This window comes from Gelidibacter pelagius (assembly GCF_017581925.1).
Classification (GTDB): Bacteria; Bacteroidota; Bacteroidia; order Flavobacteriales; family Flavobacteriaceae; genus Gelidibacter; species Gelidibacter pelagius.
Genome location: NZ_JAGEVG010000023.1, coordinates 12,854 through 38,918, shown reverse-complemented (window position 1 = coordinate 38,918; position 26,065 = coordinate 12,854). Strand labels below are relative to the sequence as shown.

The 26,065-nt window shown below is 37.4% G+C and carries 25 protein-coding genes and 1 tRNA gene; 20 read left to right on the top strand and 6 right to left on the bottom strand.

All coding sequences use genetic code 11. The features are described from left to right. Positions 1 to 139 precede the first annotated feature (139 nt). Entirely contained in the window at positions 140 to 715 is a 576-nt protein-coding gene (locus J4051_RS16440) for an outer membrane beta-barrel protein (RefSeq protein WP_208234982.1), read from the top strand. Between the two features lie 74 nt (positions 716 to 789). On the opposite strand, the gene J4051_RS16435 is transcribed toward J4051_RS16440, so the two are convergent. Beyond that, entirely contained in the window at positions 790 to 1,836 is a 1,047-nt protein-coding gene (locus J4051_RS16435; RefSeq protein WP_208234967.1) for an FKBP-type peptidyl-prolyl cis-trans isomerase, read from the bottom strand. Between the two features lie 174 nt (positions 1,837 to 2,010). On the opposite strand from J4051_RS16435, the gene J4051_RS16430 reads away from it, so the two are divergent. Then, on the top strand, positions 2,011 to 2,388 hold the full coding sequence (locus J4051_RS16430; RefSeq protein ID WP_208234966.1) for an RNA-binding S4 domain-containing protein: 378 nt from the start codon (positions 2,011 to 2,013) through the stop codon (positions 2,386 to 2,388). A 41-nt stretch (positions 2,389 to 2,429) separates the two neighbouring features. Next, the gene (locus tag J4051_RS16425) at positions 2,430 to 2,933 is read left to right on the top strand and encodes a phosphoribosyltransferase family protein (RefSeq protein ID WP_208234965.1); all 504 of its coding nucleotides are present in this window, start codon (positions 2,430 to 2,432) and stop codon (positions 2,931 to 2,933) included. Here the strand turns inward: J4051_RS16425 and J4051_RS16420 are convergent. Further along, on the bottom strand, positions 2,925 to 3,443 hold the full coding sequence (locus J4051_RS16420) for a shikimate kinase (RefSeq protein WP_208234964.1): 519 nt from the start codon (positions 3,441 to 3,443) through the stop codon (positions 2,925 to 2,927). The genes J4051_RS16425 and J4051_RS16420 overlap by 9 nt on opposite strands. Positions 3,444 to 3,568: 125 nt before the next feature. Between J4051_RS16420 and J4051_RS16415 the strand changes: the two genes are divergently transcribed. The 3 genes from J4051_RS16415 to J4051_RS16405 all read left to right on the top strand — a co-directional run bounded on the left by J4051_RS16415 (position 3,569) and on the right by J4051_RS16405 (position 5,784). Next, positions 3,569 to 3,641: transfer RNA gene (locus J4051_RS16415), tRNA-Lys, on the top strand. Between the two features lie 293 nt (positions 3,642 to 3,934). Next, positions 3,935 to 4,270: a hypothetical protein gene (locus J4051_RS16410; protein ID WP_208234963.1), complete on the top strand. Its 336-nt coding sequence runs from the start codon at positions 3,935 to 3,937 to the stop codon at positions 4,268 to 4,270. A 20-nt stretch (positions 4,271 to 4,290) separates the two neighbouring features. Beyond that, positions 4,291 to 5,784 carry a M28 family peptidase gene (locus tag J4051_RS16405; RefSeq protein WP_208234962.1) on the top strand — a complete coding sequence of 498 codons (1,494 nt, stop codon included), beginning with the start codon at positions 4,291 to 4,293 and terminating at the stop codon, positions 5,782 to 5,784. Between the two features lie 171 nt (positions 5,785 to 5,955). On the opposite strand, the gene J4051_RS16400 is transcribed toward J4051_RS16405, so the two are convergent. Further along, positions 5,956 to 6,342, bottom strand: coding sequence for an arsenate reductase family protein (locus tag J4051_RS16400; protein WP_208234961.1), 387 nt, complete (start codon positions 6,340 to 6,342; stop codon positions 5,956 to 5,958). Positions 6,343 to 6,808: 466 nt separating this feature from the next. Here J4051_RS16400 and J4051_RS16395 point away from each other — a divergent pair, with 466 nt between their 5' ends. The 9 genes from J4051_RS16395 (at position 6,809) to J4051_RS16355 (ending at position 16,037) form a co-directional block, all read left to right on the top strand. Further along, positions 6,809 to 8,323: a catalase gene (locus J4051_RS16395; RefSeq protein WP_208234960.1), complete on the top strand. Its 1,515-nt coding sequence runs from the start codon at positions 6,809 to 6,811 to the stop codon at positions 8,321 to 8,323. A 144-nt stretch (positions 8,324 to 8,467) separates the two neighbouring features. Next, positions 8,468 to 8,941 carry a DIP1984 family protein gene (locus J4051_RS16390; RefSeq protein WP_208234959.1) on the top strand — a complete coding sequence of 158 codons (474 nt, stop codon included), beginning with the start codon at positions 8,468 to 8,470 and terminating at the stop codon, positions 8,939 to 8,941. Between the two features lie 363 nt (positions 8,942 to 9,304). Continuing rightward, positions 9,305 to 11,278 carry a monovalent cation:proton antiporter family protein gene (locus J4051_RS16385; protein ID WP_208234958.1) on the top strand — a complete coding sequence of 658 codons (1,974 nt, stop codon included), beginning with the start codon at positions 9,305 to 9,307 and terminating at the stop codon, positions 11,276 to 11,278. A gap of 92 nt (positions 11,279 to 11,370) precedes the next feature. Continuing rightward, the gene (locus J4051_RS16380; protein WP_208234957.1) at positions 11,371 to 12,189 is read left to right on the top strand and encodes a universal stress protein; all 819 of its coding nucleotides are present in this window, start codon (positions 11,371 to 11,373) and stop codon (positions 12,187 to 12,189) included. Between the two features lie 449 nt (positions 12,190 to 12,638). Beyond that, positions 12,639 to 13,196: an NADPH-dependent FMN reductase gene (locus tag J4051_RS16375; protein WP_208234956.1), complete on the top strand. Its 558-nt coding sequence runs from the start codon at positions 12,639 to 12,641 to the stop codon at positions 13,194 to 13,196. 181 nt (positions 13,197 to 13,377) lie between these two features. Continuing rightward, a complete protein-coding gene (locus tag J4051_RS16370) occupies positions 13,378 to 13,947 on the top strand; it encodes a YceI family protein (protein ID WP_208234955.1) in 570 nt (189 codons plus the stop codon). A 17-nt stretch (positions 13,948 to 13,964) separates the two neighbouring features. Continuing rightward, the gene (locus J4051_RS16365; RefSeq protein ID WP_208234954.1) at positions 13,965 to 14,360 is read left to right on the top strand and encodes a nuclear transport factor 2 family protein; all 396 of its coding nucleotides are present in this window, start codon (positions 13,965 to 13,967) and stop codon (positions 14,358 to 14,360) included. After that, positions 14,357 to 15,106, top strand: coding sequence for an SDR family NAD(P)-dependent oxidoreductase (locus J4051_RS16360; protein ID WP_208234953.1), 750 nt, complete (start codon positions 14,357 to 14,359; stop codon positions 15,104 to 15,106). The genes J4051_RS16365 and J4051_RS16360 overlap by 4 nt, the downstream gene beginning before the upstream one ends. A 181-nt stretch (positions 15,107 to 15,287) precedes the next feature. Beyond that, positions 15,288 to 16,037 carry a hypothetical protein gene (locus tag J4051_RS16355; protein ID WP_208234952.1) on the top strand — a complete coding sequence of 250 codons (750 nt, stop codon included), beginning with the start codon at positions 15,288 to 15,290 and terminating at the stop codon, positions 16,035 to 16,037. Positions 16,038 to 16,221: 184 nt separating this feature from the next. Here the strand turns inward: J4051_RS16355 and J4051_RS16350 are convergent, their stop codons facing one another. After that, positions 16,222 to 16,614 (bottom strand): winged helix-turn-helix transcriptional regulator, encoded by a 393-nt coding sequence (locus J4051_RS16350; protein ID WP_208234951.1) that lies wholly within the window; start codon positions 16,612 to 16,614, stop codon positions 16,222 to 16,224. Between the two features lie 189 nt (positions 16,615 to 16,803). Between J4051_RS16350 and J4051_RS16345 the strand changes: the two genes are divergently transcribed. The 5 genes from J4051_RS16345 to J4051_RS16325 all read left to right on the top strand — a co-directional run bounded on the left by J4051_RS16345 (position 16,804) and on the right by J4051_RS16325 (position 21,123). Then, positions 16,804 to 17,739 carry a DsbA family protein gene (locus J4051_RS16345; RefSeq protein WP_208234950.1) on the top strand — a complete coding sequence of 312 codons (936 nt, stop codon included), beginning with the start codon at positions 16,804 to 16,806 and terminating at the stop codon, positions 17,737 to 17,739. 69 nt (positions 17,740 to 17,808) lie between these two features. Then, entirely contained in the window at positions 17,809 to 18,870 is a 1,062-nt protein-coding gene (locus tag J4051_RS16340; RefSeq protein WP_208234949.1) for a 2,3-butanediol dehydrogenase, read from the top strand. Positions 18,871 to 18,906: 36 nt separating this feature from the next. Further along, complete coding sequence (locus J4051_RS16335; RefSeq protein WP_208234948.1) at positions 18,907 to 19,380, top strand: Dps family protein; 474 nt, start codon at positions 18,907 to 18,909, stop codon at positions 19,378 to 19,380. A 142-nt stretch (positions 19,381 to 19,522) separates the two neighbouring features. After that, positions 19,523 to 20,269, top strand: coding sequence for an MFS transporter (locus J4051_RS16330; RefSeq protein ID WP_236027560.1), 747 nt, complete (start codon positions 19,523 to 19,525; stop codon positions 20,267 to 20,269). A 122-nt stretch (positions 20,270 to 20,391) separates the two neighbouring features. After that, a complete protein-coding gene (locus tag J4051_RS16325) occupies positions 20,392 to 21,123 on the top strand; it encodes an MgtC/SapB family protein (RefSeq protein WP_208234947.1) in 732 nt (243 codons plus the stop codon). A gap of 94 nt (positions 21,124 to 21,217) precedes the next feature. Here the strand turns inward: J4051_RS16325 and J4051_RS16320 are convergent, their stop codons facing one another. Further along, the gene (locus tag J4051_RS16320; RefSeq protein ID WP_208234946.1) at positions 21,218 to 23,557 is read right to left on the bottom strand and encodes a patatin-like phospholipase family protein; all 2,340 of its coding nucleotides are present in this window, start codon (positions 23,555 to 23,557) and stop codon (positions 21,218 to 21,220) included. Positions 23,558 to 23,711: 154 nt separating this feature from the next. Next, positions 23,712 to 25,934: an FUSC family protein gene (locus J4051_RS16315; protein ID WP_208234945.1), complete on the bottom strand. Its 2,223-nt coding sequence runs from the start codon at positions 25,932 to 25,934 to the stop codon at positions 23,712 to 23,714. Positions 25,935 to 26,065: the final 131 nt, after the last annotated feature.

The following is a 26,065-nucleotide window of genomic DNA, read 5'->3' as shown; positions in this document are numbered from 1 at the left end:
TGGGCTTCACTAAAAAAAGGGTCAGCTCAAAATAATTTGTGTTTGGCAGCGTTTTTGATTATATCGAACATCAAACTTAAAAACGATAATTATGAAAATCTTAAAAAAATTTCAAGAACAGTTCAAAAGTAAAAATGGCATGAGGAAGAATTTGGTATTGGCAGGTTTCGCCTTAGCTGCATTTACATTTTCCACCACTGCCCAGAATGGCGACGGATTTGGAATCAAAGCGGGTTTAAACTATAATGGGAATGGCAAATATTTTGAATCTATAGAAGCCAATGCGAAAAACCCTGACAGAAACGTCGGATTTCATGTAGGTCTATACGGCAAAATTGGTGACCGTTTTTATTTTAAGCCAGAAGTGGTCTATACTCAAACCAAAAGCGACTACAACAACAATGCTTTTAAAATGAAAAAAATTGATGCACCGATGTTAGTTGGCGTGAAGATTTTAGGTCCAGTAAGTGTTTTTGCAGGCCCATCGTTACAATACATCATAGATTCTGAATTTGAGGGCATCACGATTAAGGATATTGAGAATGACTTTACCGTCGGTCTTAATTTTGGTATCGGACTTAATTTCAACGGATTTGGTGTTGATTTAAGATACGAGAAAGGATTGAGCAAGAACCAAGCGAACTTCGGTATTCCACCAAGCAGGATTGATACAAGACCTGAACAATTGATCTTAGGCATATCGTTTGCTCTATAAAAACAAAAAAGGCTATCGTATAAAATGATAGCCTTTTTTTGTATCTATTCCTGAGATGTCAGGACTCCAGTTGTTTAATTATCAATACTGTAATCTATTTTAACATCTTCCTGTAAATGGTCTAAAACACCGTTATTATCAGAATCTACAACTTTAAGCGTCTTAATAGTAAGCACTCCCCCATTATTCGTTCTACTTCTTAAAAACTCACCTTCTGACAGAATTGGTTCTTCTTCTCCGTTATTGGTATCAACTGTATAAGTCTGTCTGGTCATTTCATTTATAGTCAAGATACGGTCGCCATCATCATCAGGATCCAAAAAGTTTGGAATGCCATCACCGTCGGTATCGTCATCGTAAAGATTCTTATTGCCATTCAAATCTTCCATATAAGAAGGAATGCCATCACCATCATGATCATTGATTTCTGATTGGTACAATTCAAACTTAAAGATCAAATTCGAATAGGCAGGAACACTCCCTTTTGGATCACCATAATAACCCAGTCCAGAAGGCAAGAACATGACACCAAGTCCGTAATTATTATAGGTTACGGTACCATCACTATTTTCAACAAATCCTTCAGAGGTCTTAAACTCAGGAATTACCTCTCTCCATCCAGGAATTAGGGTCATAAGATCAAGTTCTATTGGTGTTACGGTGCCGTCGAAAGATGTTCCATTTGGAAAAAATCCATTATAATTCATTCTCACATTATCTGAGAAATTTGGATTTACACCACCTCCTTCATTAAGTTCTAAAATATAAAATTGGTATTCTACTTCTTGATATGTTGTTGTTTTTGGATTGTCAATATCCACCGCCACACTTAACATTTGATTGTTATCAGGATCCGGCATATCTAAATAATTACCACTCTCATCTTTTGGCAATTCCTTAATAATGATCTCAGAAATACTATGGTCTCCAGTTTCTAAAAAAGTGGCACGGTTGTAATAGTGGGTTTTCAAATACTTTTGCAAGGAGTCAAAATCTGACACTTGTTGCTCGGTACGGTCACGTTCTGGAATTAGATCTATAGAATTGTCATCATCTTTATTACAAGAGGACAATAGGGCTAAAAAACATAAAGTTGAGAGGACGTAGGTTTTTAATTTCATCAATTTAATTTTATTCATTTTCAAAAGCAAAACACAATACACTTAAAAATCATTACATTGAGCAAACAAAATGGGCTGTCAAAGAATGATTCAATATTGCTTATTTTTGCCGGCAAGATACGATAATATAATATGTTTGCACAACAACATTAACGTAGTTTTAAAAATTTAAATATGCGAATCGATAAATTTCTCTGGTGTGTCCGATACTATAAAACACGCACCATTGCCACCGAAGCATGCAAAAAAGGGCATATCAAAATTAACGGACAGGCCGTCAAACCCAGCCGGGAAGTTTATGCTACTGACAAGGTGGAATTGCGAAAAAATCAGATTAATTATCAACTTATCGTCAACGATATTCCTCCAAGCCGTGTTGGCGCAAAACTTGTTGACATTTACATAAAGGATACCACACCAAAAGAAGCCTTTGAAGCCCAGGAGCTATTAAAGTTTTCCAAAGATTATTATCGGAAAAAAGGCGTGGGCAGGCCAACAAAAAAAGACCGACGGGATATAGATGATTTTTATGAGACCAATGATGACGATTAAAAAGAACGCTTTATTTATCTTTGAAAAAACAAGAACCAAAAATGACAACGTCCAAACAAACCATACTAAGCCATCAGGAAATCAAGCATAAAATAAGGCGCATTGCCTATCAAATTTATGAAAGCAATGTGGATGGCACTGAAGTAATCTTAGCAGGAATTGATGCCAATGGGTATATTCTGGCAGAAAAACTGAAATCCAATCTGGATAAAATTTCCGATTTAAAATCGGTGTTGTGCAGGGTGACCATTGATAAAAAGAATCCCCTCACCCCTATTACCACATCTGTTGCTGCGTCAGATTATCAAAACAAATCCATCGTTCTTATTGACGATGTTCTGAACTCAGGGAGCACACTAATTTATGGCGTAAAACATTTTTTGGATGTCCCCTTACAACAATTCAAAACGGCGGTACTTGTCAATAGGAACCATAAGAAATTCCCAGTAAAAGCAGATTTTAAAGGCATTTCCCTCTCCACTTCGCTGCATGAGCATGTAGAAGTCGTTTTAACAGGGAAGGTCTATGAAGCTTACTTAAAATAGGCTCGCCACAATTTCTTCAGCGATAGCAGAAATACTTTTGCCATCCGTCACGATGGTTTGATTGCTCTGGCTGTAATAATAAGAACGCTCAAAAAGATGTTTCCCAATAAACTCAGTCAATTCTTCATCTGACTTGAGATGTGCAATCAAGGGTCTTTGTGTTTTTTCAGGAGTTAACCTCCTAACAAGAATCGGAATTGAACTCTTCAAATAAATACTATGCGTGTTCTCAGCATTCAAAATGGTATCCATATTGTTCCCATAACAAGGTGTTCCACCTCCAAGTGACAGAATTATATTGTTCAACTGTAAAACCTCCTTTAAATACAAATGTTCCCTTTTCCTAAAATAGATTTCACCTTTGGCTTCAAAAATCTGCGGAATGCTCAAATTCTCCTTTTTTTGAATGTAATCATCCAAGTCGATAAATTCGAAATTGATAATTTCTGACAGCTTTTTCCCAATTGTAGACTTTCCAGACCCCATATATCCAATTAAAACAATACTCATAAAACAGCTTATAAATTGATTATTAAAAACATAGCCAATGGCTTGACAAAAAAACAAAAAATATTTCAAAGAAAGGGTTTGAATATTAATAAAACCTTTTATATTTGCACCCTCATTGAAGAAATGACTCGATAGCTCAGTTGGTAGAGCATAACACTTTTAATGTTAGGGTCCTGGGTTCGAGCCCCAGTCGGGTCACACGGTGGAAGCACCAAAACTACAAAACCTTGCTAATTTATTTTAGCAAGGTTTTTTGTTTTCTATTGATTTAGTTGATTTGACTTTATCTCCATCAATTGGCTCTCGTATACTTCAAAAACCCTATGGAGTCTCAATTCAATTTTTTTTACTAAATTTCCTCTTTAATCAGACACCTGAACCTATATCATCAACTTAGCGCTTATCTGACACCACTCCTAAATAAGAACCTCGGAGTATTTAAACCCACTGGTGGAAATAAAGTGGTTTTTACCTGTAAAAAACGTATGATCATGAAACAATTCACTTTACTTCTATTATTTATAGGGTTAACATTTTTGGGCTGCTCAAAAGATGATGATGCAACAGATACTATTTTTGTTTTATATAATCAAACCTATTGTAGCGATCCATGGGAGTTCGCCGAAAACAACAACGAATTAATAGACAGCATAAAGAATTATTTTGAGTCGGTTAATATTGCAATATCCAATGTAAAAATCGATGATAAAGGAACTCCTCAGTTTTGCAACGCTTGTCATTGTCTAAGTGGCAATAGGATTATCGCAACCGTGAGTACGGATGATCTAGACGCTATTAAAGCATACGGGTTTCAAGAATATAAGTGAAAAACATTTAAACTATCAAAATGAAAAAATTAGCATTATTACTCGCACTTGGATGCGTATTTACATTAACTGCACAAACTGAAATTGAAAAGGTAACTGAAACTACCAGCAAATCAGATATTGAAGGTCATATTTACTTTTTGGCTGACGACCTTTTAAAAGGACGAGATACAGGTTCTCCTGAACTCAAAATAGCCGCTTCCTATTTAGCCAATAGCTTTCGACGCTATGGTGTAAAACCAAACCCAAAAACAGGAACTTATTATCAAGAGGTTAAACTTAAGCGAACGTCTCCTCCAAAGGATGCGTCCATCGCCATAAACGACCAAGTAATTACGGATTTCGTGATTATTAGTGCCGTTACAATGACTGCAAACCAAGACGCTGTTTTTTTAAATTATGGTTTAGCAGATGATTATCAAGGAAAGGATGTAAAAGGCAAAGTTGCCATAATAAAGGCGGGCAGTCCTCAAACTAACGATCCAAGGGCTGCATTTCGATTACGTCGTACAAAAGAAAAATTAGCTATAGACAATGGGGTAACTGCTATTATCGAATTATTAAACGCAGACGACGACACTTGGAGTTTTGTAGATCACAATTTTAATGGACCAAGCCTAACTGTCGACTTAGGTGACAACGATAAAAGTGAGCGTAAAGAAACAGCCTATGTTTTGGTTTTAGATAAAGACGGGAATATGGCGAAACAATTTAGTGCTGCCAAAACGATAAGTTCTAAAATAGCTATTGGCGAAAAACAAGAAGACGCTGTGATTTCCCAAAATGTTATTGGTGTTGTTGAAGGCACAGATGCAACGCTTAAAAATGAATATATTATTTATTCTGCACATTATGACCATGTTGGTATTGGTAAGCCTGACGAAACCGGAGACACTATTTATAATGGAGCAAGAGACAATGCAGTTGGCACAACCACAGTGTTGAGTATGGCTAAAAACCTCGCGAAATATCCAACAAAACGCTCAGCATTATTTATTCTCTTTACTGGAGAAGAAAAAGGCCTTTTGGGAAGCCGCTATTATGTTGAAAATCCTGTATTGCCATTGCACCAAATGGTGTATTGTTTTAATAGCGATAATGCAGGCTATAATGATACTTCCGTGATATCAGTTATAGGACTGACCAGGACTACTGCTGAAAACAATATTCTTAGTGCAGCTGAAGCATTTGGACTAAAAGCAATTGAGGATCCTGCCAAAGAACAAGGTTTATTTGATAGAAGCGATAACGTGAATTTCGCTAAAAAAGGAATTCCTGCTCCTACATTCTCTTTGGGCTTTACCTCGTTTGATGGTGACGTTACCAAATATTACCACCAGCCAGGAGACGAAGCAGATACTTTGGATTATGATTATTTACTGAAATTCTTTAAAGCTTACGTATTAGCAGGCCGAAATATTGGTAATGATCAACAAACACCAAGATGGAATGAAGGTGATAAATATGAAGAAGCATCCAAAGCGCTATATAAAGTAGAAGCTATTAAAAACTGAGTTAGATGTTGAATATATTGAGGGACGCGAGTATTTAAAAACCGCTTCCTGTAGATGAAATTCTTGAGATTTATATGAGATCTAAAAACAAGGTTCATCTTTATCCATAAACATTAAGTAAGTAGTTTCTTTCTATGAAGTTTCGATCGACACACTACACGAATCATCGATTCATATACGAATGATATCCGTTGGTGTTTCCACGAGAATAGTTTTGTTGCCGCGCAATGCTATAGGCTGTTTCATGATTTCAGGGTGGTTCTGTATCACGGTAATCCAATCTTCAGAATCGAAACATTGGGCAGTAAATTTTCTTCTGTATTTGTAATGGCCCTGATTGACCATGTCGGGGACGGTAATGCCTAAGCGCTTTGCCAATTCAGTAATTTGAGTCCCAGTCAATGGGGTTTTTAAGATATCAACTTTTTCTAAAGGAAGACCATGTGTCTTGGCATAGGCCAAAGTCTGTTTGCCCTTTTGAGATGTAGAATTATAGAACAGAGTAATCTGTCCGTCTGAAGTGGATATGACGCCCTTATTGCTTTTCGATCCTTGCATTTGTTATTGTATTTGTGAGGTTAAAATTATTAGGTTAAAAACGACCTTTTCAAAGTTGTAAAATTCTACCGTATTTTTAGGAATTGAATTATTTTAGTCAGTTTACGGCTAAAGTAATGAAATATTCTTAATCCCAAACCGGCCAGTATCATTACATTTGACAAGCCGATGCTTGCTTCAAATCTTATTGTCATGCAAAACATCAGATAACCCAAGAACATCTTCCCCACAATCAATCTTGGCAAATTTGTTTCCACTCACTGACCAAGGTCATTTCATTTGACTTCTGAATCTATTATCTTTAAATGAAGAATAGAGGTGGTAAGTGTCATTGTTTATATAACGAAACTCACCACTGGCAATTGCTTACGGTTAAACTGCTGTTAAAAACTTTTAAAGTCTTCGGACAAGTAGCGGAAATATTGTAACTTGATTCGCTAAATAACTAATTTAAAACCGAAAACCAATGGAAGATAAAAAACCAAAACTGACAAGACAAACCGGAGCCCCTGTTGGTGACAATCAAAATGTTCAAACTGCTGGCCCACGCGGACCGATGTTAATGCAGGATGCTTGGTTTCTTGAGAAAATGGCAAACTTTGACCGCGAGGTCATTCCTGAAAGAAGAATGCACGCCAAAGGATCAGGTGCTTTTGGCACATTTACAGTTACCCACGATATTTCAAAATACACAAAAGCACATATTTTTAGTGAAGTAGGCAAAAAGACCGATATGTTTAGCCGATTTTCAACCGTTGCCGGTGAAAGAGGCGCTGCAGATACCGAACGAGACATTAGAGGTTTTGCACTGAAATTTTATACTGATGAAGGCATCTGGGATTTAGTGGGAAATAATACACCCGTATTTTTCTTTCGTGATCCGATGAAATTTCCAGACTTAAACCGTGCTGTTAAACGCGATCCAAAAACTAATTTAAGAAGTGCCAACAACAACTGGGATTTTTGGACCTTACTGCCTGAATCTTTACACCAAGTTACCATAACAATGAGTGATCGTGGCATTCCAAAAGGCTATAGAAATATGCACGGTTTTGGAAGTCATACCTTCAGTTTTATCAACAAAGAGAATGTAAGACATTGGGTGAAGTTTCATTTTGTAAGTCAACAAGGAATTGAAAATCTATCTGATGAAGAAGCTATGAAAGTAGTTGGAATGGATAGAGAGTTTTCTCAAAGAGATCTATTTGACGCTATTGAACGAAAGGATTTCCCGAAATGGAAAATGTTTGTTCAGATTATGACAGAAGAACAGGCGAAAACATACCGCTTCCACCCTTTCGACCTAACTAAGGTTTGGTCTAAAAAAGATTTTCCACTTATTCCTGTGGGTGAATTTGAATTGAACAGAAACCCGGAAAACTATTTTCAGGATGTGGAGCAGGCCGCTTTCAATCCACTAAATGTTGTTCCTGGAATTGGATTCTCACCGGACAAAATGCTTCAAGGACGATTATTCTCTTATGGCGATGCACAACGTTATAGATTGGGAGTCAATCACTACCAAATCCCTGTAAATAAACCAACGTGTCCTTATCATTCCAATCATAGAGATGGAACCATGCGGGTAGATGGTAACCACGGCGGCACATTGCACTACAATCCCAACAGTTATGGAGAATGGCAAGAACAACCTGAGGCAAAAGAACCACCTTTAGAGTTGGAAGGCTCGGCTTATGCTCATAATTTCAGGGATGATGATGAAGATTACTTCACTCAGCCCGGCGATTTGTTCCGCATTATTAAAGCAGATGGAAAAGAAAACTTATTATTCAACAATACAGCGGCACAAGTGGGTGGTGCAGAAAAATTTATTCAAATCCGTCATATCAGAAACTGTTTTAAAGCTGACCCAGAATACGGCGAAGGCGTAGCAAAAGCGCTTGGTCTGACCATGGACGAAGTCAACAGCTTCGACATGACACCTTATGATAAATGGGCTCCAAGACCTACCAACGGATAGGTTTCTTAAAATTTAAAAGTAATGCACAACACATTGCCATAAATAGTAAAACAACATATATTTATGGCGATGGGGAGTGTGCTATTGGTAGTGCCATAAAAAATCATGTCACTTTACTTTATGCAAAATTGAAAAATATATAAAATGTCAAAACAATCCACAGATAAAAACATCAAACTAGCTGAAGGCTTATTGCTAAGAGCGGATCTTATGAAGAAAATAGAACATCTTCAAAACAGGATAAGGCCGGTGTTAATTGTATCGGATGATAAGCTACCTCAAGAAGACCCGGACAAATTATTGGCGCAATTGAGAAAAGCAATTCAAGATTTAGAATCGGTAATCATTCGAATAAATAAAACCAATAATGAAACCCAGGTTGAAGGGGAAGGTTCTCTTATGGAAGCACTTGCTAAAAGAGATTCCTTAAAAATGCTTTCTGAAAAACTTAGAAATATTAGGTATGCCGCGCAAGTCAATAATAGTGGCGATAATAATCTGAAGACAACCATTGACATTAAAAAATTACAAAGTGAAATGGATCAAGCAGGAAGAGCTTTCAGAGAAATTGACAGTAAGATTCAAGAAATTAATTGGCTCACAGAGCTAAAGGATTAAGCCGAAAGGCGGAATGATCGGGGCGAGTACCAGCCCCTTTTTTTGGTGTGGGTTTTCGGGGCAAACTGAAAACCCTACCGCATAGAGCTGCTTGGGTTGCGGCAAGAACGTATTGTTTAGGACCCATTACTGCTTACATAGTACAATTGTATCGCGTAAAATTTACTACCAGGTACTGACCGATCATTTTTTTAATCAACCAAAAAAACATAAATATCTTAACGCTGAGGACATATTAAGCATCAAATCGATCCAAAATTAATTGTCATTAGTTTATCTTTAGCATCTCCTGATTTTATTGGCAAAAGTAGATTTAATGAAAAATCAGGCCAACCAAATTAAATACAAGAATAGCTAAAGCGTATGCCATTATTACAAGATATACTTATCCTTCTAGCCTTTTCAGTCGTCATCGTTTTTGTGCTGCAACGGTTAAAACTTCCCTCTATAATTGGTTTTCTGTTGACAGGCGTCATTATAGGTCCCTATGGATTAAGTCTTATTAAAGCCGTAGAGCAAGTAGAAATTCTATCGGAGGTTGGTGTCATTCTGTTGCTCTTTGTTATTGGAATGGAATTATCCATTAAACAACTGGTCTCCATTAAAAAAACTGTTTTTATAGGTGGCTTTTTACAGGTGGGACTTACGGTAGGTGTTGCTGGGCTTGTTTACTATTTTTTAGGAAATTCTTGGAACGAGTCGGTGTTTGTTGGCTTTCTTTTTTCTTTGTCAAGTACTGCAATCGTATTAAAAACATTACAAGATCGTCAAGAAATTTCGGCTCCGCATGCGAGAAATGCTTTAGCAATTCTAATTTTTCAAGACATCATAGTAGTACCTATGATGCTGGTTACGCCGATGATTGCTGGAGAATCCAGTAATGTAATCATGGATATTTTGATGCTATTGCTTAAATCGGCCATTGTCGTTGTGCTCACTTATGTCAGTGCACGATATGTTGTACCAAGACTAATGCATGCTGTAGCAAAAACCAATAGTAAAGAACTTTTTCTTTTGGTCACGATCACGCTTTGTTTCGCTATTGCTTTTCTAACGGCAGAAATAGGATTATCGCTGGCTTTAGGTGCTTTTATTGCAGGCCTTATTATTTCAGAATCGGAATATAGCCATCAGGCCACCAGTATAATCCTTCCTTTTCGTGAGCTTTTTACCAGTTTCTTTTTCGTATCCGTTGGTATGTTGCTCGATTTAAGTTTTTTTCTAAGCAATATTCCTATCATCCTACTTTTGGTATTTATTGTACTTATATTAAAATCATCGGTTGCGGCCATTGCCGTCGCTATTCTTAAATATCCAACTAAAACCGCAATCTTAACCGGCCTGGCGCTTTTTCAAGTTGGGGAATTCGCTTTTATCCTTTCTAAGATAGGTATTAGGTACAATCTTTTAACGCCACAAACCAACCAATACTTTTTATCCGTGTCGATTGTGTCTATGATATTAACGCCATTTGTCATCATGTTTTCAGAGACTATTTCTGACAAAGTTCTGGGTGTTAAAAAAAGATTGGGACTCAAAAGAGAACTGGATTCAAGTGGTATCGAAGAAATTGTAGAACCCAATTTAGAAAATCACTTGGTGATCATCGGGTACGGAATAAATGGAAGCAATTTAGCTAAGGCGGCTACGGCCAGTAACATTCCTTTTATCGTCATAGAGACGAATGCTGAAATAGTCAAGCGGGAAAAAGCAAAAGGTTTGCCTATCATTTTTGGTGATGCAACAAATGACCATATTCTTGAAACAGTCAATCTTTCGCGCGCTAGAGCAGCCGTAATTGCCATTTCTGGAAATACGGACACTCAAAACATCATTAAAAATATACGTTCAATCTCAGATTCATTATATTTAGTTGTAAGGACGAGATATGTCAAAGAGACTTCTGAGTTATTAGCCCTTGGTGCTGATGAGGTAATTCCCGAGGAATTTGAAACTTCCATACAAATATTTGAACACATCCTACACAATTTCCTTGTACCTGAAGGCGATATTGTTCAGCTTATCCATAAAGTTAGGGCTGACAATTACCAATTATTTAAAGGAGAATTAAAAGGGCCGAAAAGCTATAGATCCAGTGAGTTGGCAGATTTCAACATCAGAAGCTTGCGCATGAGATCAGATAGTAATAAGTTTATAGGTAAACCTTTGAAAGAATTGAACCTAAGAGCACTTTATGGCATAAATATACTGGCCATTAAAAGAAAGGATAAATTATTGGAAAGTGTACAGCCAGACGAAATAATTAAACAAGGAGACATCATTTATATTCAAGGTGATCAGGGTAAAGTAGAAGAGTTTCATAAACTAATAAACTAAAAACAACAAATGAGCGGGCTCATCAGTGCGGCAATACCTTTTTCAGCTACTATGATCCATAAAAACTGAACAACGCAATAAAACCTTAAAAAATGAACAAACGGTTTATAGTACTCATAGACTTTTCAGAGTATTCGAGTCATCTGATAAAGTATGCTTGTGATTGGAGCCAAGAAGCTAATGCGAAAATTCTTTTGCTTCATCAAACCCATCCGTTCTTACCGGCATTTGCAGAGAATGAAGCTAGAGAACATCTTGTTCAGCAAGCTAATGACCAAGCACGTGAGAAATTAAAAACGCTTGCAAAGGCTCTCATTCCGGATACTATTGAAGTTGCTTATTATGTTTCTGAAATCGATTATCATGTTACATTACCCGAACTATTGGCCGAACCTTTTGAAAATTTAATTTTTATCGGTCTAAAAGGCACGGGAATTCTAAAGAAATTATTTCTTGGGAGCGTCGCCCTTCGGATCATTGCAAATACAGAAAACACGGTGGTTGCAATGCCTAAGGGAATCGATTCTTTTTCGCACGAAAAAATATTTGTGGCAGTAGGCGAAAAAAAACTCTTGAATGTACAGCAACTGGACAACTTTCTTAAATTCATGGACCACGAGAACACGAGTATAACGTTTTTTCATTTGGCGAAACCCAAAGAAGACACTACTCTTATAAAAGAACAGTTGCGGAATCTATCAGAGACTTATGCGGACAGGTTTACTACAAATTTTGCTATATACGAAGCCAATAATCGATTAGACGGTATAAAGGGAGTCATCAACAACAAAATTGACGAAATCCTGATTGTTCAAAAAGGTTCACGCATTTTGACCGACCAACTTTTTAGTCGATTTTTAATTAACGAATTAGTTTACGAAGGTCAAACCCCATTAATTATATTACCATAAAATTCGAAAACGTCGAAGTTGGGAAGGAAATATAGCTTTTGATCAAGATTATGACTTTCATTTGGACGACCATTATATAGGTAAAGCCTTACGGCTTGGTGAATAACACACAGACAGCCTCCAAACGATGCTTTACAATTGGTAGGCGCCCAGCTTTTCCAAAATATATTTTTTTTGAAGAATCAAGCCAAATGATGTAGGTCATTGTCATTGCGGGAGAAAGACCCTATATTAGAGGTATTATCTTTTGATTCTCAAACTTTAGTAGTGTTTGAAATGGGGCAGGAACCTCGGGGTATAAGAATACACACTGGTGGAAATTGTACGAAAACCTCAAATGTTAAACTACTTATAAACTATAATAAAATTAATTTAGTGGGTATTGAAATTCTTATCTTAGTGAGATAAGTGAAATCAATTATATCAACATTAAAAATAATATCAAATTTATGAAAAAACACAACATCGCAGTTATCGTAGGAAGTCTTCGTAAGGAGTCTTTCAATTTAAAAACAGCCAAAACATTGATGGCAATGGCACCAGAATCATTTAATATGGAACTTTTGGACATAACAGGTCTTCCAATGTTCAATGAAGACTTAGAAGCAAATCCACCAAAAGAATGGGTAGCCTTGCGTGAAAAAATTAGAGCTGCAGATGGACTCCTCTTCGCTACACCCGAATACAACCGGTCGGTTCCAGGTGTTCTAAAAAATGCAATTGATGTAGGTTCACGTCCTTATGGCAAAAATTCGTGGGACGGAAAACCGGCGGCTATTGTGAGTGTTTCTATTGGTGCCATTAGTGGTTTTGGAGCCAATCATCATTTGAGACAGTCGTTAACTTTTGTCAATGTACCCGCCATGGCACAGCCAGAAGCCTACATTGGAGGCGCCGCAGATCTTTTTGACGATAATGGAAAGCTGACAAACGACTCCACCAAAGACTTCTTGAAGGATTTCATGGGAGCCTTCGAGGAATGGGTGAATACACATACCAAACACTAACAGGGTTTCAAAAATTTAGATAATAGAGTTGTTAGTTCATTAAAAAATTACAACTCTTGAAAGACTAATATTGGTTGAATTCTGAAATTAAATTTTTTTAAATTGATGGTGACTGTCATCAACAAATTCTCTTGAATAAAGAAAAATTAAATCAATACTTAACATTTAAAAATTAAACACAATGAAAAATTTTATGTCATTAGTTGCAGTACTATTCTTTACAATAAGTTCATTTGCACAAACACAATGGAAAGTGGACCCTTACCATTCTTCTTTAAACTTCAATATTTCACATTCTGGAATTAGTATTGTGAATGGGAAATTTCAGGAATATACAGGTAATCTAACTACCGATGGAGAAGCACTTACCGATGCCAATTTTGATTTTAATGTCAAAGTAAATAGTATCGACACCAGTGTAGAAAACAGGGACAATCATTTGAGAAGTACCGATTTTTTTGATGTCGAAAAATTTCCAAACATGACTTTTAAAGGCAGCAAGATTTTAGCCACAGGCAAACCGAACGAGTATTTATTATACGGAAAGTTGACCATAAAGGATGTTACGAAAGACGTAATCTTTGATGTGCATTATGGTGGTACGGTTACAAGTGACAAAGGTCAGAAATTAGGTTTAAAGGCCACAACGACCATTAATCGATTTGACTATAATATCAATTACGACCCAGCTGCTGCCGGTGTTGGAAAAGATGTCAACATTGTAGCTCACCTACAGTTTGCTAAACAGTAATACGGAAACCGTTAAAAATGAAAAATTCAGCAAAAACAGTAGTAGAAAATATGTTCTCTGCTTTCAGCAGTGGTGATGTGGAAAAATTCGTGGCCACAGTTTCCGACGACACCGTCTGGATTTACCACGGCACCCATATTATTCCGGCAGGATCCTTTGAAAAAAAGGAAGGTGTGAGAACGTTTTTTACCAATATTATGGAGAGAACCGAAATCATCAACTTTGAACCTCTACAATATATTGTTGAAGGAAATATGGTGGTTGTCAGAGGTAGAGAGCATCAAAGAGTAAAACGATCAGGCAGGGAATTGAAACAGAATTGGGTTCAGATCTATACCGTCGAAAATGATTTGATCACAAAAATGGAAGAATTTGCAGCCTCGGAAGAAGTAAAAGGAAAAAATACAAAATGAAAAATTTAGAAAATAAAATCGCCATTATCACCGGGGCAGGTTCTGGAATCGGACGCGCAACAGCACTCTTGTTAGCAAAAGAGGGCGCCAAAGTGGTCGTTTCAGACATCGATGAAAAAAATGGCAAATCGGTTGTAAGTGAAATAATAAATGCGGGAGGTGAAGGATTCTTTATTCAATCCGATTCTTCCAAGCCCGAAGGTCATGAATCACTGGTTGAAGGCACTTTGAAGAAATATGGTGGCTTGGACATAGCGGTAAACAATGCCGGTATAGGAGGGCCCATCGCTCCTACTGGAGAATATCCGTTGGATGGATGGCAAAAGGTAATTGACATCAACTTATCAGGAGTGTTTTATGGACTCCGTTACCAGATTCCGGCAATGCGTCAGAAAGGCGGATCTATCATAAACGTAGCCTCTATTTTAGGGCAGGCAGGTACTAAAGGTTCACCAGCCTATGTTGCCGCAAAACATGGTGTTGTAGGTTTAACAAAAGCAGCGGCTTTGGATTATGCTGACCAAAATATTCGAATAAATTCCATTGGCCCTGGTTATGTTAAAACTCCGTTGGTAACCAATGCTCTTGATGACGAAACCATGGATGGGCTCGTAAGTTTGCACCCCATGGGAAGGCTAGGCGAATCAGAAGAAATAGCAGAATTGATCCTTTGGCTTGCATCTTCTAAAGCATCCTTTGTCACGGGTGCATATTATCCCGTTGATGGCGGCTATTTAGCGCAGTAAAATCAAAAACCTCGTGGGCTCATCCGCCCGACATGGACGGATAGGCCCACGAGATATCAATAAGAAATTATCTTTTTAATCGAGGTAAGCCTCGAAATTAAAACCCAATCGTGGGAATAAATAACAGATATGATCTTCCACAGGACGATGGAAAACTAAGTCTAACTCTAATTCAAAATAAATGAAGAAATTTTTCACATCCCTGTTAATACTTAATCTACTGTTTCTTGTAAGCTGCAAAAATAAGACTGAAAATCAATCCGTAGAACCCGAACTTCAAAACGATTCGGTTTCCAATGAAGTAATCAATACTTATGCGGTGATTCCTTCCCTTATCACTGAAAATGCGCAAAAATTTAATGACAATATTAGTCAGCAAGCATCCCAATTAAATAAACTCTGGGAAGAAGGAATCGTTGAAAATCTATACTATAATGTTGACGGACAGACAGTCGGTGACCAGATCATACCCACTATAGCTTATTTTATTCGTGCAACAGATATAGACAAGGCCAAAAATGTACTCGACCAAACTGTTTTTAGGAGCAACAATATTGGGACATTTGAATTAATACCTGTTGGTAATTTTTTGTTTGGTCAAAGTGAAAAAGCCGAGGATGTCTTGCTTAAAAAGCAAAACGCCTATGTAGTCGTTTGGGATTTATTGAAACCCTACAACGACATAGATCCTCAAGATATTAAAAAACAATTTGATGCAGATTTTAAGCTTTATGAAGAAGGTGTTCTTGAAAATGCTTACAAGAATGCTCCATACGACGAATCGATAAAAAACTTTACAGTTTATTTTATGAATGCCGAAAGTGAGGAAGAAGCTATTGAAATTTTAAATGAAATGCCATTCGTAAAATCCAACATCGCGAGTTTTAAAATTAGAGATGTAGGTCATTTTATGAGAGGAAGAGTGAATTAGACGATTATTGTCAAAACCGGAAAGCATATCGAAGTGCTATAATTAACTCAATCCGTAATTTTTTTTTTGACACTATCCTTCAAAGGAATTTAAAAAAAATACGCGGTGGGAATTTTATCGATAATATTATCGAAAGAAGTAAAACCATTAACGTTGAACCTCAAAAATATAGTCTTGACCGAAGTCATACGTCTTTTAGTCCTTTGTTAATTTCACTGGTTGATCCGTGAATTGATTGTCTATAGGCAATCCCCCATTTTGTTAACTCATTGATAAGTGGAGAGAGCGTTGCACCGTATTCAGTAACGGCATATTCAACAGTTATTGGCTTTGTATTCATGACTGTTCGACTAACCAAGTGGTTCAGCTCCAGGTCTTGAAGTTCTTTGGAAAGCATCTTACTGCCAATGCCGTCAATTTCTCTCAACAAGTCCATAAATCCAAGTTTATGGCCTTCTATGAGCGTGCCTAAAATATGGAATTTCCATTTTCCGGATAAAATGCCCATCGTATCGCTGATGGCTTGCATTCTAATTTGGCAGACTGGATTATCATTTATGAACGATTTCTTTTTCATTGTTCTATTTTTTTTGAAAGTATTAGATTAAATGTAAAATCCTCAGCGGTAGTATCCTTATGGAAAGTACTTTCTAAAAGAAATTACATATCAAATATACACTTATTTTCCGTATATTTGTAATAATCAGTCAACAGCGAAGAAAAAAGAAGAAATGTTGAATGATATAAACAATTAAAACTTAATATTATGAACAACGAGACCTTAAAAAATAATCCGCTTATATGCGACATAGAAACCGGAATGTGTGAAACCACAGATAGCATATCCGAAAGCACTTCTGGAAACAAAGTTTCTTCAGACAAAAAATCCATCCGAATCATTTATTATACGGATCCAATTTGTTCGTCTTGTTGGGGCATTGAACCTCAACTACGTAAGCTTAAGTTAGAGTATGGCGATGCCGTTGAAATCGATTACAGAATGGGTGGTTTATTGCCAGATTGGAATTATAATAGCGGTGGCATAAGTTCTCCTTCAGATGTTGCTAGCCATTGGGATGAAGTGAGTATACATTACGATATGCCTATAGATGGAGATCTTTGGCTAGAAGATCCAATGGATTCTTCTTACCCTTCATCTATTGCATTCAAAGCTGCACAATTACAAGATAACCAAAAGGCCATTTCATTCATGCGTGAAATGCGCGAAATGATGTTTTTAAAAAAGAAAAACATGGCTAAATGGGAAAACTTGGCCATAGCAGCTAATAAGGTTGGATTAAATGTAGAACAATTAAAAACGGATTTTGAAGGTAAAGCCAAGGGCTTATTCCAGGAAGATTTAAAGTTAGGACAAGAATTGGGGGTAAGAGGATTTCCAACCATGTTTTTTGTTGATGATGCTGGCAATCAAGAAACCGTTTATGGCACCAGACCTTATGCTTTTTATGAAATGGCCATTCTAAAATTGAATCCTAACGCAACGAAAAGTGAATATAGTAAAAATTGGGAAAATCTTTTCTCAATATACCCTACCCTTACCGCAAAAGAGTTTTCCGAACTTTCAGGAACTCCAAGGAGCGATAGTGAAAAACAATTAAATGAGCTTGTTGAGAAAGGCAAATTAGAGAAGCATACGACAAAAAATGGTTCTATGTGGACCATAAAAAATCTGAACCACTAAATTACAAATTACTCATAAAGTTTAACTTGGGCAATTGGGTGGTATTTAAAATATAAAAAAGATAGAATTATGAAGATGATGAAAGCCGCACGCTGGCATAAAGCGAAAGATATAAGAGTAGAAGAAACTAAAGTTCCTTCACCAAAAGAAAATCAAGTAAAGATTGCAGTAAAATTTGCCGGAATATGCGGATCAGATTTGCATGAGTACAACGACGGTCCTCAACTAATCCCGGTTGATGAACCCTACGCTCTTAACGGGCACCAGGGAACCACAACCCTTGGACACGAGTTTTCGGGCGTCGTTGAAGAAATAGGCAACAACGTAAAAAACATAAAAAAAGGCGACCGAGTAACGGTAGAACCTATTTTTAGGAATCCAGAAAGTCCTTTTATAGTCACCGGAGAATATAACCTTTCGGAGCCACTCGGCTTTGTCGGATTGACCTCCAATGGTGCCTTTGCAAAACATGTCGTGGTAGAAGACTATATGGTACACAAAATGCCCGATTCCATGACTTTTGAACAAGGCGCGATTGTAGAGCCTGCGGCGGTGGCAGCATACGCAGTACAACGCAGTGGCATGAAATTGGGAGATACTGTATTCATCATAGGGGCAGGTCCCATTGGTTTATTAACCGTTCAAGTGGCTTTGGCAACTGGTGCTTCTCAAATTTTCGTTTCAGACCTTTCTGAAAACAGATTGAAAAAGGCTAAAGAAATTGGGGCTACCCATACTTTTAACGCAAAAGACAAGGACATTACTCAAAAAATCAAAGAAATAACGGGTCATGGCGTTGATGTTTTTATCGATGCTGCAGGTGTACAGGCAACGTTTGACACGGGCATCAATAGCTTACGAAATGGCGGTACGGCTGTCCTTGTCGCCCTCTTTGGTAAAAATGTGACCCATGACGCCTTAAATCAAACCTTAAGAGAGTTGACCATCATTGGAACAGCTGCCTATCGCAACATCTTTCCAGAGACTATTGCTTTGATCAGCAGCGGTAGATTACCCGTTGAAAAATTAATTACCAGCGTGATTTCATTGGATGAAATCGTAGAAAAAGGTTTTGAGGCACTTACCAAAGACCCGTCTGAAGTAAAAATATTGGTTGATATCAACCGTTAATTAATTAATTATATTATAAATTTAAAACTAAAAAAAATGGCAAAATTAAATTCGATTGGATTAGACATAGAAAAATCCAAAGCACTCGCAGAAAAACTCAATGAACTTTTAGCAGATTATTCCATCTTTTATCAAAACGTCAGAGGCTACCATTGGAATATTAAAGGCGATAAATTCTTCGAATTACACGACAAGTTCCAAGAACTTTACGAAGATTTATTTATCAAAATTGATGAGGTAGCAGAACGAATTCGAACGCTTGGTCACACACCAAACCACAAATTCTCTATCTATCAGAAAGAAGCAAAAATCAAAGAAAGCTCTGAAGTAGCTGATGGGATCCAGGATATGAAAGATACTCTTGAATCATTTAAAATCATTATCATCCTGCAACGAGAAATTCTGGAATTGTCAGCAGACGCAGAAGACGAAGGAACCAATGCATTGATGAGCGATTACATTAGTGAACAAGAAAAATTAGTTTGGATGTATTCTGCCTATCTGAAATAATTCAAATAATCACCAGTCTTAAAGAAGCTGAAAAAGAACTTACGACTGTAAGGCGTAGGATAAAACAATATTGAAATATAACTGTTTTTGACAGAAAAATTAATGTTGTCTTAATCCCTATGTCTTACAGTCCTATTTCCCTATGAAACAGTCAAGTGCAGGAACAACATTAGGCATTAGTATTGGAATGCCAATAATGACCTCTATCGGAAATGATTATGGTTGGCGAACCGAATTTATTGGACTTGGAGCTTTTATCATTGTAATTGCGTTAATTAGTTTCTTTGCATTGCCATCAATTCCAGGAGAGAAATTAACTAAAAGCTCATCGCCATTTGCACTGTTAAAAATACCGGAAGTTTTAATTGTTTTACTGCTTACGCTACTTGGCGTTATAGCACACTATGGTGTTTATGTGTATATCACAAGTCTTGTTGATGAAATTCAGTTGGCAGGTGGTGTTGAGAGTGCCTTATTGTTTTTTGGTATAGGCTCCTTGATTTCTGTACTGTTGGCCATAAAATATACCGACAAATATTTGAGACTGTTAACCATAGCCATGTTTGGCTTGCTGATCATTTCTATGGTTATTTTCCTAATGTTCGGAAGAACAACCGGCATGGGTCATTTTGCTTTCTTTTTATGGGGGCTATCGTTTGGGCCACTAGTTACCTTATTGCAAGCTGCCGTAAGCAGACAGGTAGAAACGGCAAAAGACGTGGCCACATCCGTTCAGTCTTCAGTCTTCAACTTATCCATTATGATCGCATCTTCTGCTGCAGGACTATTGCTCGGGATTTACTCTCCAATGAGTTTAATTTACCTTGCTATTGCTTTGTCCATACCGGGAATGATCATTTCATTTTTTGCTAAAAAGTCATTGAGTTGATATTTGAGTTATGATAGCTTATGATTATGTTTGTAATTGGTTTTTCGCGTTTTGAATTTTAATGGAGGATATCTTCAAATTCTATTCATCCTAACGGTTTTGAACAATAAATAAGTAATTATATGGACGGATCTGTAGAGATAGCCGAATACATTTTTCGCATTGGCGCTGCATTTTTGTTGGGCGGAATTATCGGATTTGAGCGACAGTGGCAGCAAAAAGATGCTGGATTAAGAACCAATACCTTGGTAGCAATCGGTGCGGCATCGTATGTGCTATTATCTTTAGATCTTCATAGTCTTGCAGGGGGCGATCCAGGCAGAGTTACGGCTCAGATAGTCACGGGCATCGGATTTATTGGCGCCGGCGTTATAATGAAAGATGGATTTGGAGTTAAAGGGCTGAACACCGCAGCTACTATTTGGTGTTCGGCAGCGGTTGGAACTTTAGCAGGAATGGGGTTTTTCGCTGGAGCAATGGTGACTACCACTGCCGTGGTTTTAACACATTTAATTCTGCGACCAATAAGCATTCGATTATCAAAAATCTCAGCATATCGTAAAACTAAAGTTAAAGAAACCTACTATCAGGTCTCTATTCAGTGTTCTTTGAGTATAGAATCGAACGTCCGACTTTGGTTAATCAGCCACATTGAAACTAACGATCAATTACTTCTGCGCTCAATTAATAGGGATGCTATAGAATCAAATCCTGAAGAAATCATCATTCAAGTAGAAGTAGCAACCATCGGCAATCAAGAAAATTTATTAGAAACTTTGGTGACCAGTCTGATTATGAAATTGGAAGTTACTCGGGCTGGTTGGAAGTTGGTTGGCCAAGAAACTGAGTTTTAGGACATAGACTATATTCAGATTGAAAACTTTTACTTCGAAGTCAAAATATTCGACACCAATCTAATCCTTTTGTAAGAAGGCCAAAACGTCCCTATCAGTTAGAGCGATTTAGAGGGAAACCTATGCCGATAAAAAATCTAACATTATTGGTACTATTGACCCATGATATATCAAAATTCACAGGGCCAAGAATTGATTTATAAGAAACCATGGTTCCAACCGAAGCCAAGAAACTGGGTTCCCCATAATTCTCCCACTTCCCTTTACCAGAAAAAGCATTGGGAATATAATCATCAAAGGTTCCATAACCTACAGAAGCCATTTCTATATGGGGCGTAAAAAATAAATTACGGATCGATTTTATTTGAAGCCCAAGACCAACCTTTATAAATTGACTGACTGCCAACTCGCTTTCCGTTAAGCCAGAAAATGTATAATTGTCACTTCTTGGATCTATAATATTTCCTCCCAAAAAGTATTTTGCGCCATAACCAAAAGTAGAAAAGAGAAAATCGTCATCTTGGGTATGATCTTCAAATAGAAAACCAGAATTTAGGCTTATAATTCCAGTGAAGTTAGGCGTAATAGGAACCCGTTCTTCAAAGCCCACACTCAACTTGGTGTAGTTATTGCCAGTCACATCAACCTTCACAACACTCGGATTTATATAATTGACTTGGATATTATTATACAACGCCCTTGATAAAACAGCTTGAATTTGACTGCCTTTGGTAGGGTACAGCACATCGTTCAAATTGCTATATTTAAAATGCGCATACAACTCATAAGTTGAAAAACTATACTTTTTTAGACTTAGAATATTATTTTTAACCTCTGGATCGATGGTCGGTTTTAATTGTGTGTATTCATGTTTGATTCCAAATCCAGCATAGCTTTTTAATGAACTTAAGTTTCTATTGATTTGATTGTCAAATTCAAAATAATTTAATTTGACCTCATCGACATTTTTACCTTCAATAAATATTTTTTGCTCAAGAAGTTGACCAAAAACTTCCGTTCGCCACCACCAGTCCCTATCACTTCCAAAATTCTTCTGATATTGTACTCTTGCTTTTGGTTGCTTGGCTATATCCAAAGTAATGATAGAACGAGACGCTTCGCCTATAATATTTCTACCTGTATAATTGGCAATCAGTCCAGCACCACGATAACCGTCAAAATGCAACGAGCCTTTGATTTGGTGCTTTGATTTTTCAACACCTTTTAAAACGAGACCAAATTGACCATCATCTCTTAAGCGTGCAAATTCAATGTCTTTAAAAATAGTAGTGCCCATAGCTCTACCTAAACCATCTTCAATATCTTGTGTCGTATATTCTTCATTAGGTTCAATGGCAGTTCTGGCTTTAACAAGTGCCAAATTAGATTTACTAATATCTTGATAGACTATGGTATCAAATACAAATTCGGTTTTAGTGACTGGAAGTTCATGCTTCCTCTGTTCAAAATTTTTCAATCTATTTGATAAAGCAGTCAAAGCATCAATTTGTTGATTCGCAGCCACCTTACCCTCTTCATAAATGGCGTTCGCCTTGAAAAAGTCTGACGTTGAATGCGTTAAATAAGGGGCATGATCAATGAGTATATCACAAAGTTCACGGTTTGCCGGCCGTTTTTTATTACTATTCATCATCGTCCCTTGAAAAAGTAAGGTACTAATACTATTTAGGCTTTCTATCGTTTTAGGATCGTCGCCTACATCACTCCCGATGATGATATCTGCACCTAAATTTTTAGCAATATCCGCAGGGAAATTATTTAGCAATCCTCCATCGACCAAAAGCGTATTCTTATATCGGACCGGCGAAAAGACTCCCGGAATTGACATACTAGCACGCATTGCAACTGCAAGAGAACCTTGGTCTAAAATAACCTCCTCTCCATTTATGATATCAGTTGCAACCGCCCTAAAAGGTATGGGCAAATCATCAAACTGTTCAATCTCGTAACTTGGAACAGCAAGGAAAGCAATAAACTCTCTTAAATTTTGATCGTTAAGAATATAGAGGCCTGTATTGATATTACCATTTTTAAAATCCAATTCAATTAAATACTTATTATACTCGCTCTTTTCTTCAGCGCCAACCTTATTCAGTGACACTCTTCCTCCCAATAACTTTTCCCAATTTGCATTTTTTGTAAGGTTGGCAATACTATCGCCTGAATATCCCATTGAATAAAGTCCACCAACAATACTTCCCATACTATTGCCGACTATTAAGTCTGGAACAATATGCAAAGAATCCAATAATTGAAGCGTGCGGATATGCGCAATCCCCTTTGCTCCTCCTCCACTTAAAACCAACGCCACTTTCGGTTTCTTTTCTTGAGCAAAAACCACTTGTGAGAATGCAATACAAAAAAATAATAGAAATAGATTCAGATTGTTTTTTGAGTGTGAAATTCGGATCATGCAACGTGTTATTATTTGAAAAATAAAAGCTTCCAACAATGATGTAAGCAAAAGTAATTCAAAATTACTCCATTACTCAACTAAACCTAGATTCAGACCTGTAATATTTGTGTTTATGGTATTAAATATAAAAACGAACCAACTTCAATGAACATCAATCCAGCTCCACTGATTCGGCCAATTTGAGCATTTTACAGCTGATTGAAAACAGCCATTCCAATTGCTCCCAAACCAGATGGGCCTCTTGAAGTCCACGTACGGTTTCTTTATTCTGAGATCCCAAATTGCTAATTTCTAAAGAATTGATGGTTGGCAACTGTGTCTCAAAAAGATGATCGTTATCAGAAAATACCGTTGGGCCGTCACAGGTCTTATTTTGCAGGCATTGAACGACACGCTCTAAGTTATTCTCTATCTTTTCTGTGGCAGTTATGAAACGTTCGGAGGCCTCAGTAGTATCGTAGTGCTTTATGTAGGTGCTTAAGGAAGCCAACGAAGCTAAAAAATTATGGTTCAAGACGACCAGTTCGTAAACTTTATCCATTTCCCTTTGTTTCGACTTGGGTTCCTGTGTCATACGCTGAAAAGCAGAGCTCAGATTGGAGGTTTCCAAAAAGGCTTGTTTACGGGCTATATTGTAGGAAGTTGGGATGTTTCCTTTCAGTCGATAATATTCAGTAATTTTATGGAGGAAATCCTTGTTGGCATTCACACTTTTTTCGATACTCTCCTTCATTTCAACGAATTCCCAAGAAGGCCAAAGCCACAGCAGCGCTGCATAAGACAGTCCTGCTCCAACAAGCGTGTCCAAGATGCGGAATTTTATTAAGTCCAAGACATCAGGGATAAGAATGGCATAAATAAAGACCACACTCAACGTGATGAAAGTCGCTGAAGCCTTATAGTTTTTTTGAACCAAGGAGATGGCAAATACCAATGAAATGATGCCCATAATGGCGTATACATACGGATTCTGAATGAGAAAAACCACGCCAAAGGCAATCGCTCCGCCAATAAGTGTCCCAATCATACGATCCTTAGCTCGGTTTCTTGTGAGTCCGTAGCTGGGGCGCATGATGACAATAATGATCAACAAAATAGAGTATGGATTCTGAAAGGCAAAGATCGAACCCAGCGCATAACCAATCATTACTGTAACCGCCAACCGTACCGAATGTCTAAAAATGGTAGACTTAAAACTAAAACTCCTAAAGTACAGCGTAGGATCATAATCTTGGGGTGCGATAAAGCGCCTGGCTTTTTTACTATCTATAAAATCGGTTTCGGCAATAGTATGGTCTCCCAAAAGCTTTTTTATTCTTTTAAGCTTTTCGGACTGTTTTTCTTGATATTCAAGCAGATTTTGAAGCATAAGGTATTCCTCGTAATACTCGGTTTCACGAAGTAAGGCCACCTCATGTCTTACGTTTTCAAAACATTCGCTCATAGCAGCGTTCTTTGGCAATTTCCTATGGTCATTTCCCGCTTCTGAAATCATCCGTAATTGAGAAGACATCTCAAAAATCAGATCCTGAAATCTTTTAACGTATTGCGGATGGGCGGTAAAGAGCGCATCCATCCGATCATAATTCACCGGATTTGCAATGGCTGTTTCCAGCATTTCTATCAATTGGGCAAATATCAACAGGCGTTTATTCTGATAATTCGACCAACCGGAAGCCTTTCTTGAAAGTATCAAGATCTCCCTGAGAGTTTCATGGTTCGTGGTAAGATCACTTTGTAGTTTCAGTAATTGAGACTGCAATTTTACGTGGTCCTCATTAGGGTCCATTAACTTCCCTCGTGTTTCTATAAATTCTGCGGTAAGCAAATAAGTCACGGACAAATACTCTTCGGTTTCCGCCTTTGGGTTGATGCGATACCAAAGCTTGGACAGGAGCAGATACCAAAGTCCGCCCGCTCCCAACAACAGAGCATACTGATAGATTTCCAGCTCGGATTCGAGTGAAAAACTCAATACAAAGGCCAAAAGACCGGTAAAACTAATGAGCGAAGCACGAAAACCATAAACCGAAATTAAAGCGATGGCAAAAGTGATCAGCCCCAATACCGGAAGTAACAGCCAGAGTTCGAAATGTAGATAGCCCTTTATGAAACTGACAATCATAACCAATGTCGCGGAAATAAGAATGCCTAACTTTTTATGACGGAAACTGCCGATAACATCGCTGGGCGAACTCCAAAATGCACCAAAGCTCAGGGCCAATCCAATTTCAAGATATCCAAGCTCTATGCCTATAAGTACAGGTAAAGTAACCGCAATACCCACACGGATGGCCTTTGAAAAACTAATACTTTTTATAAACTGGAGCAGTTCCTTAAAATTCTCGGAGATAAAAAGTTTTACAGTACTCAAGGTAAATTGGTTTATATGCTAATATAGGGTTTTATGCAAAAGCGAATCTACCTCAAAAATAAATTACAGATTAATGCACAATTGATACGACGCATCGGTTTTCTAGTTCTCGCCCAAAGACAATAATCCAA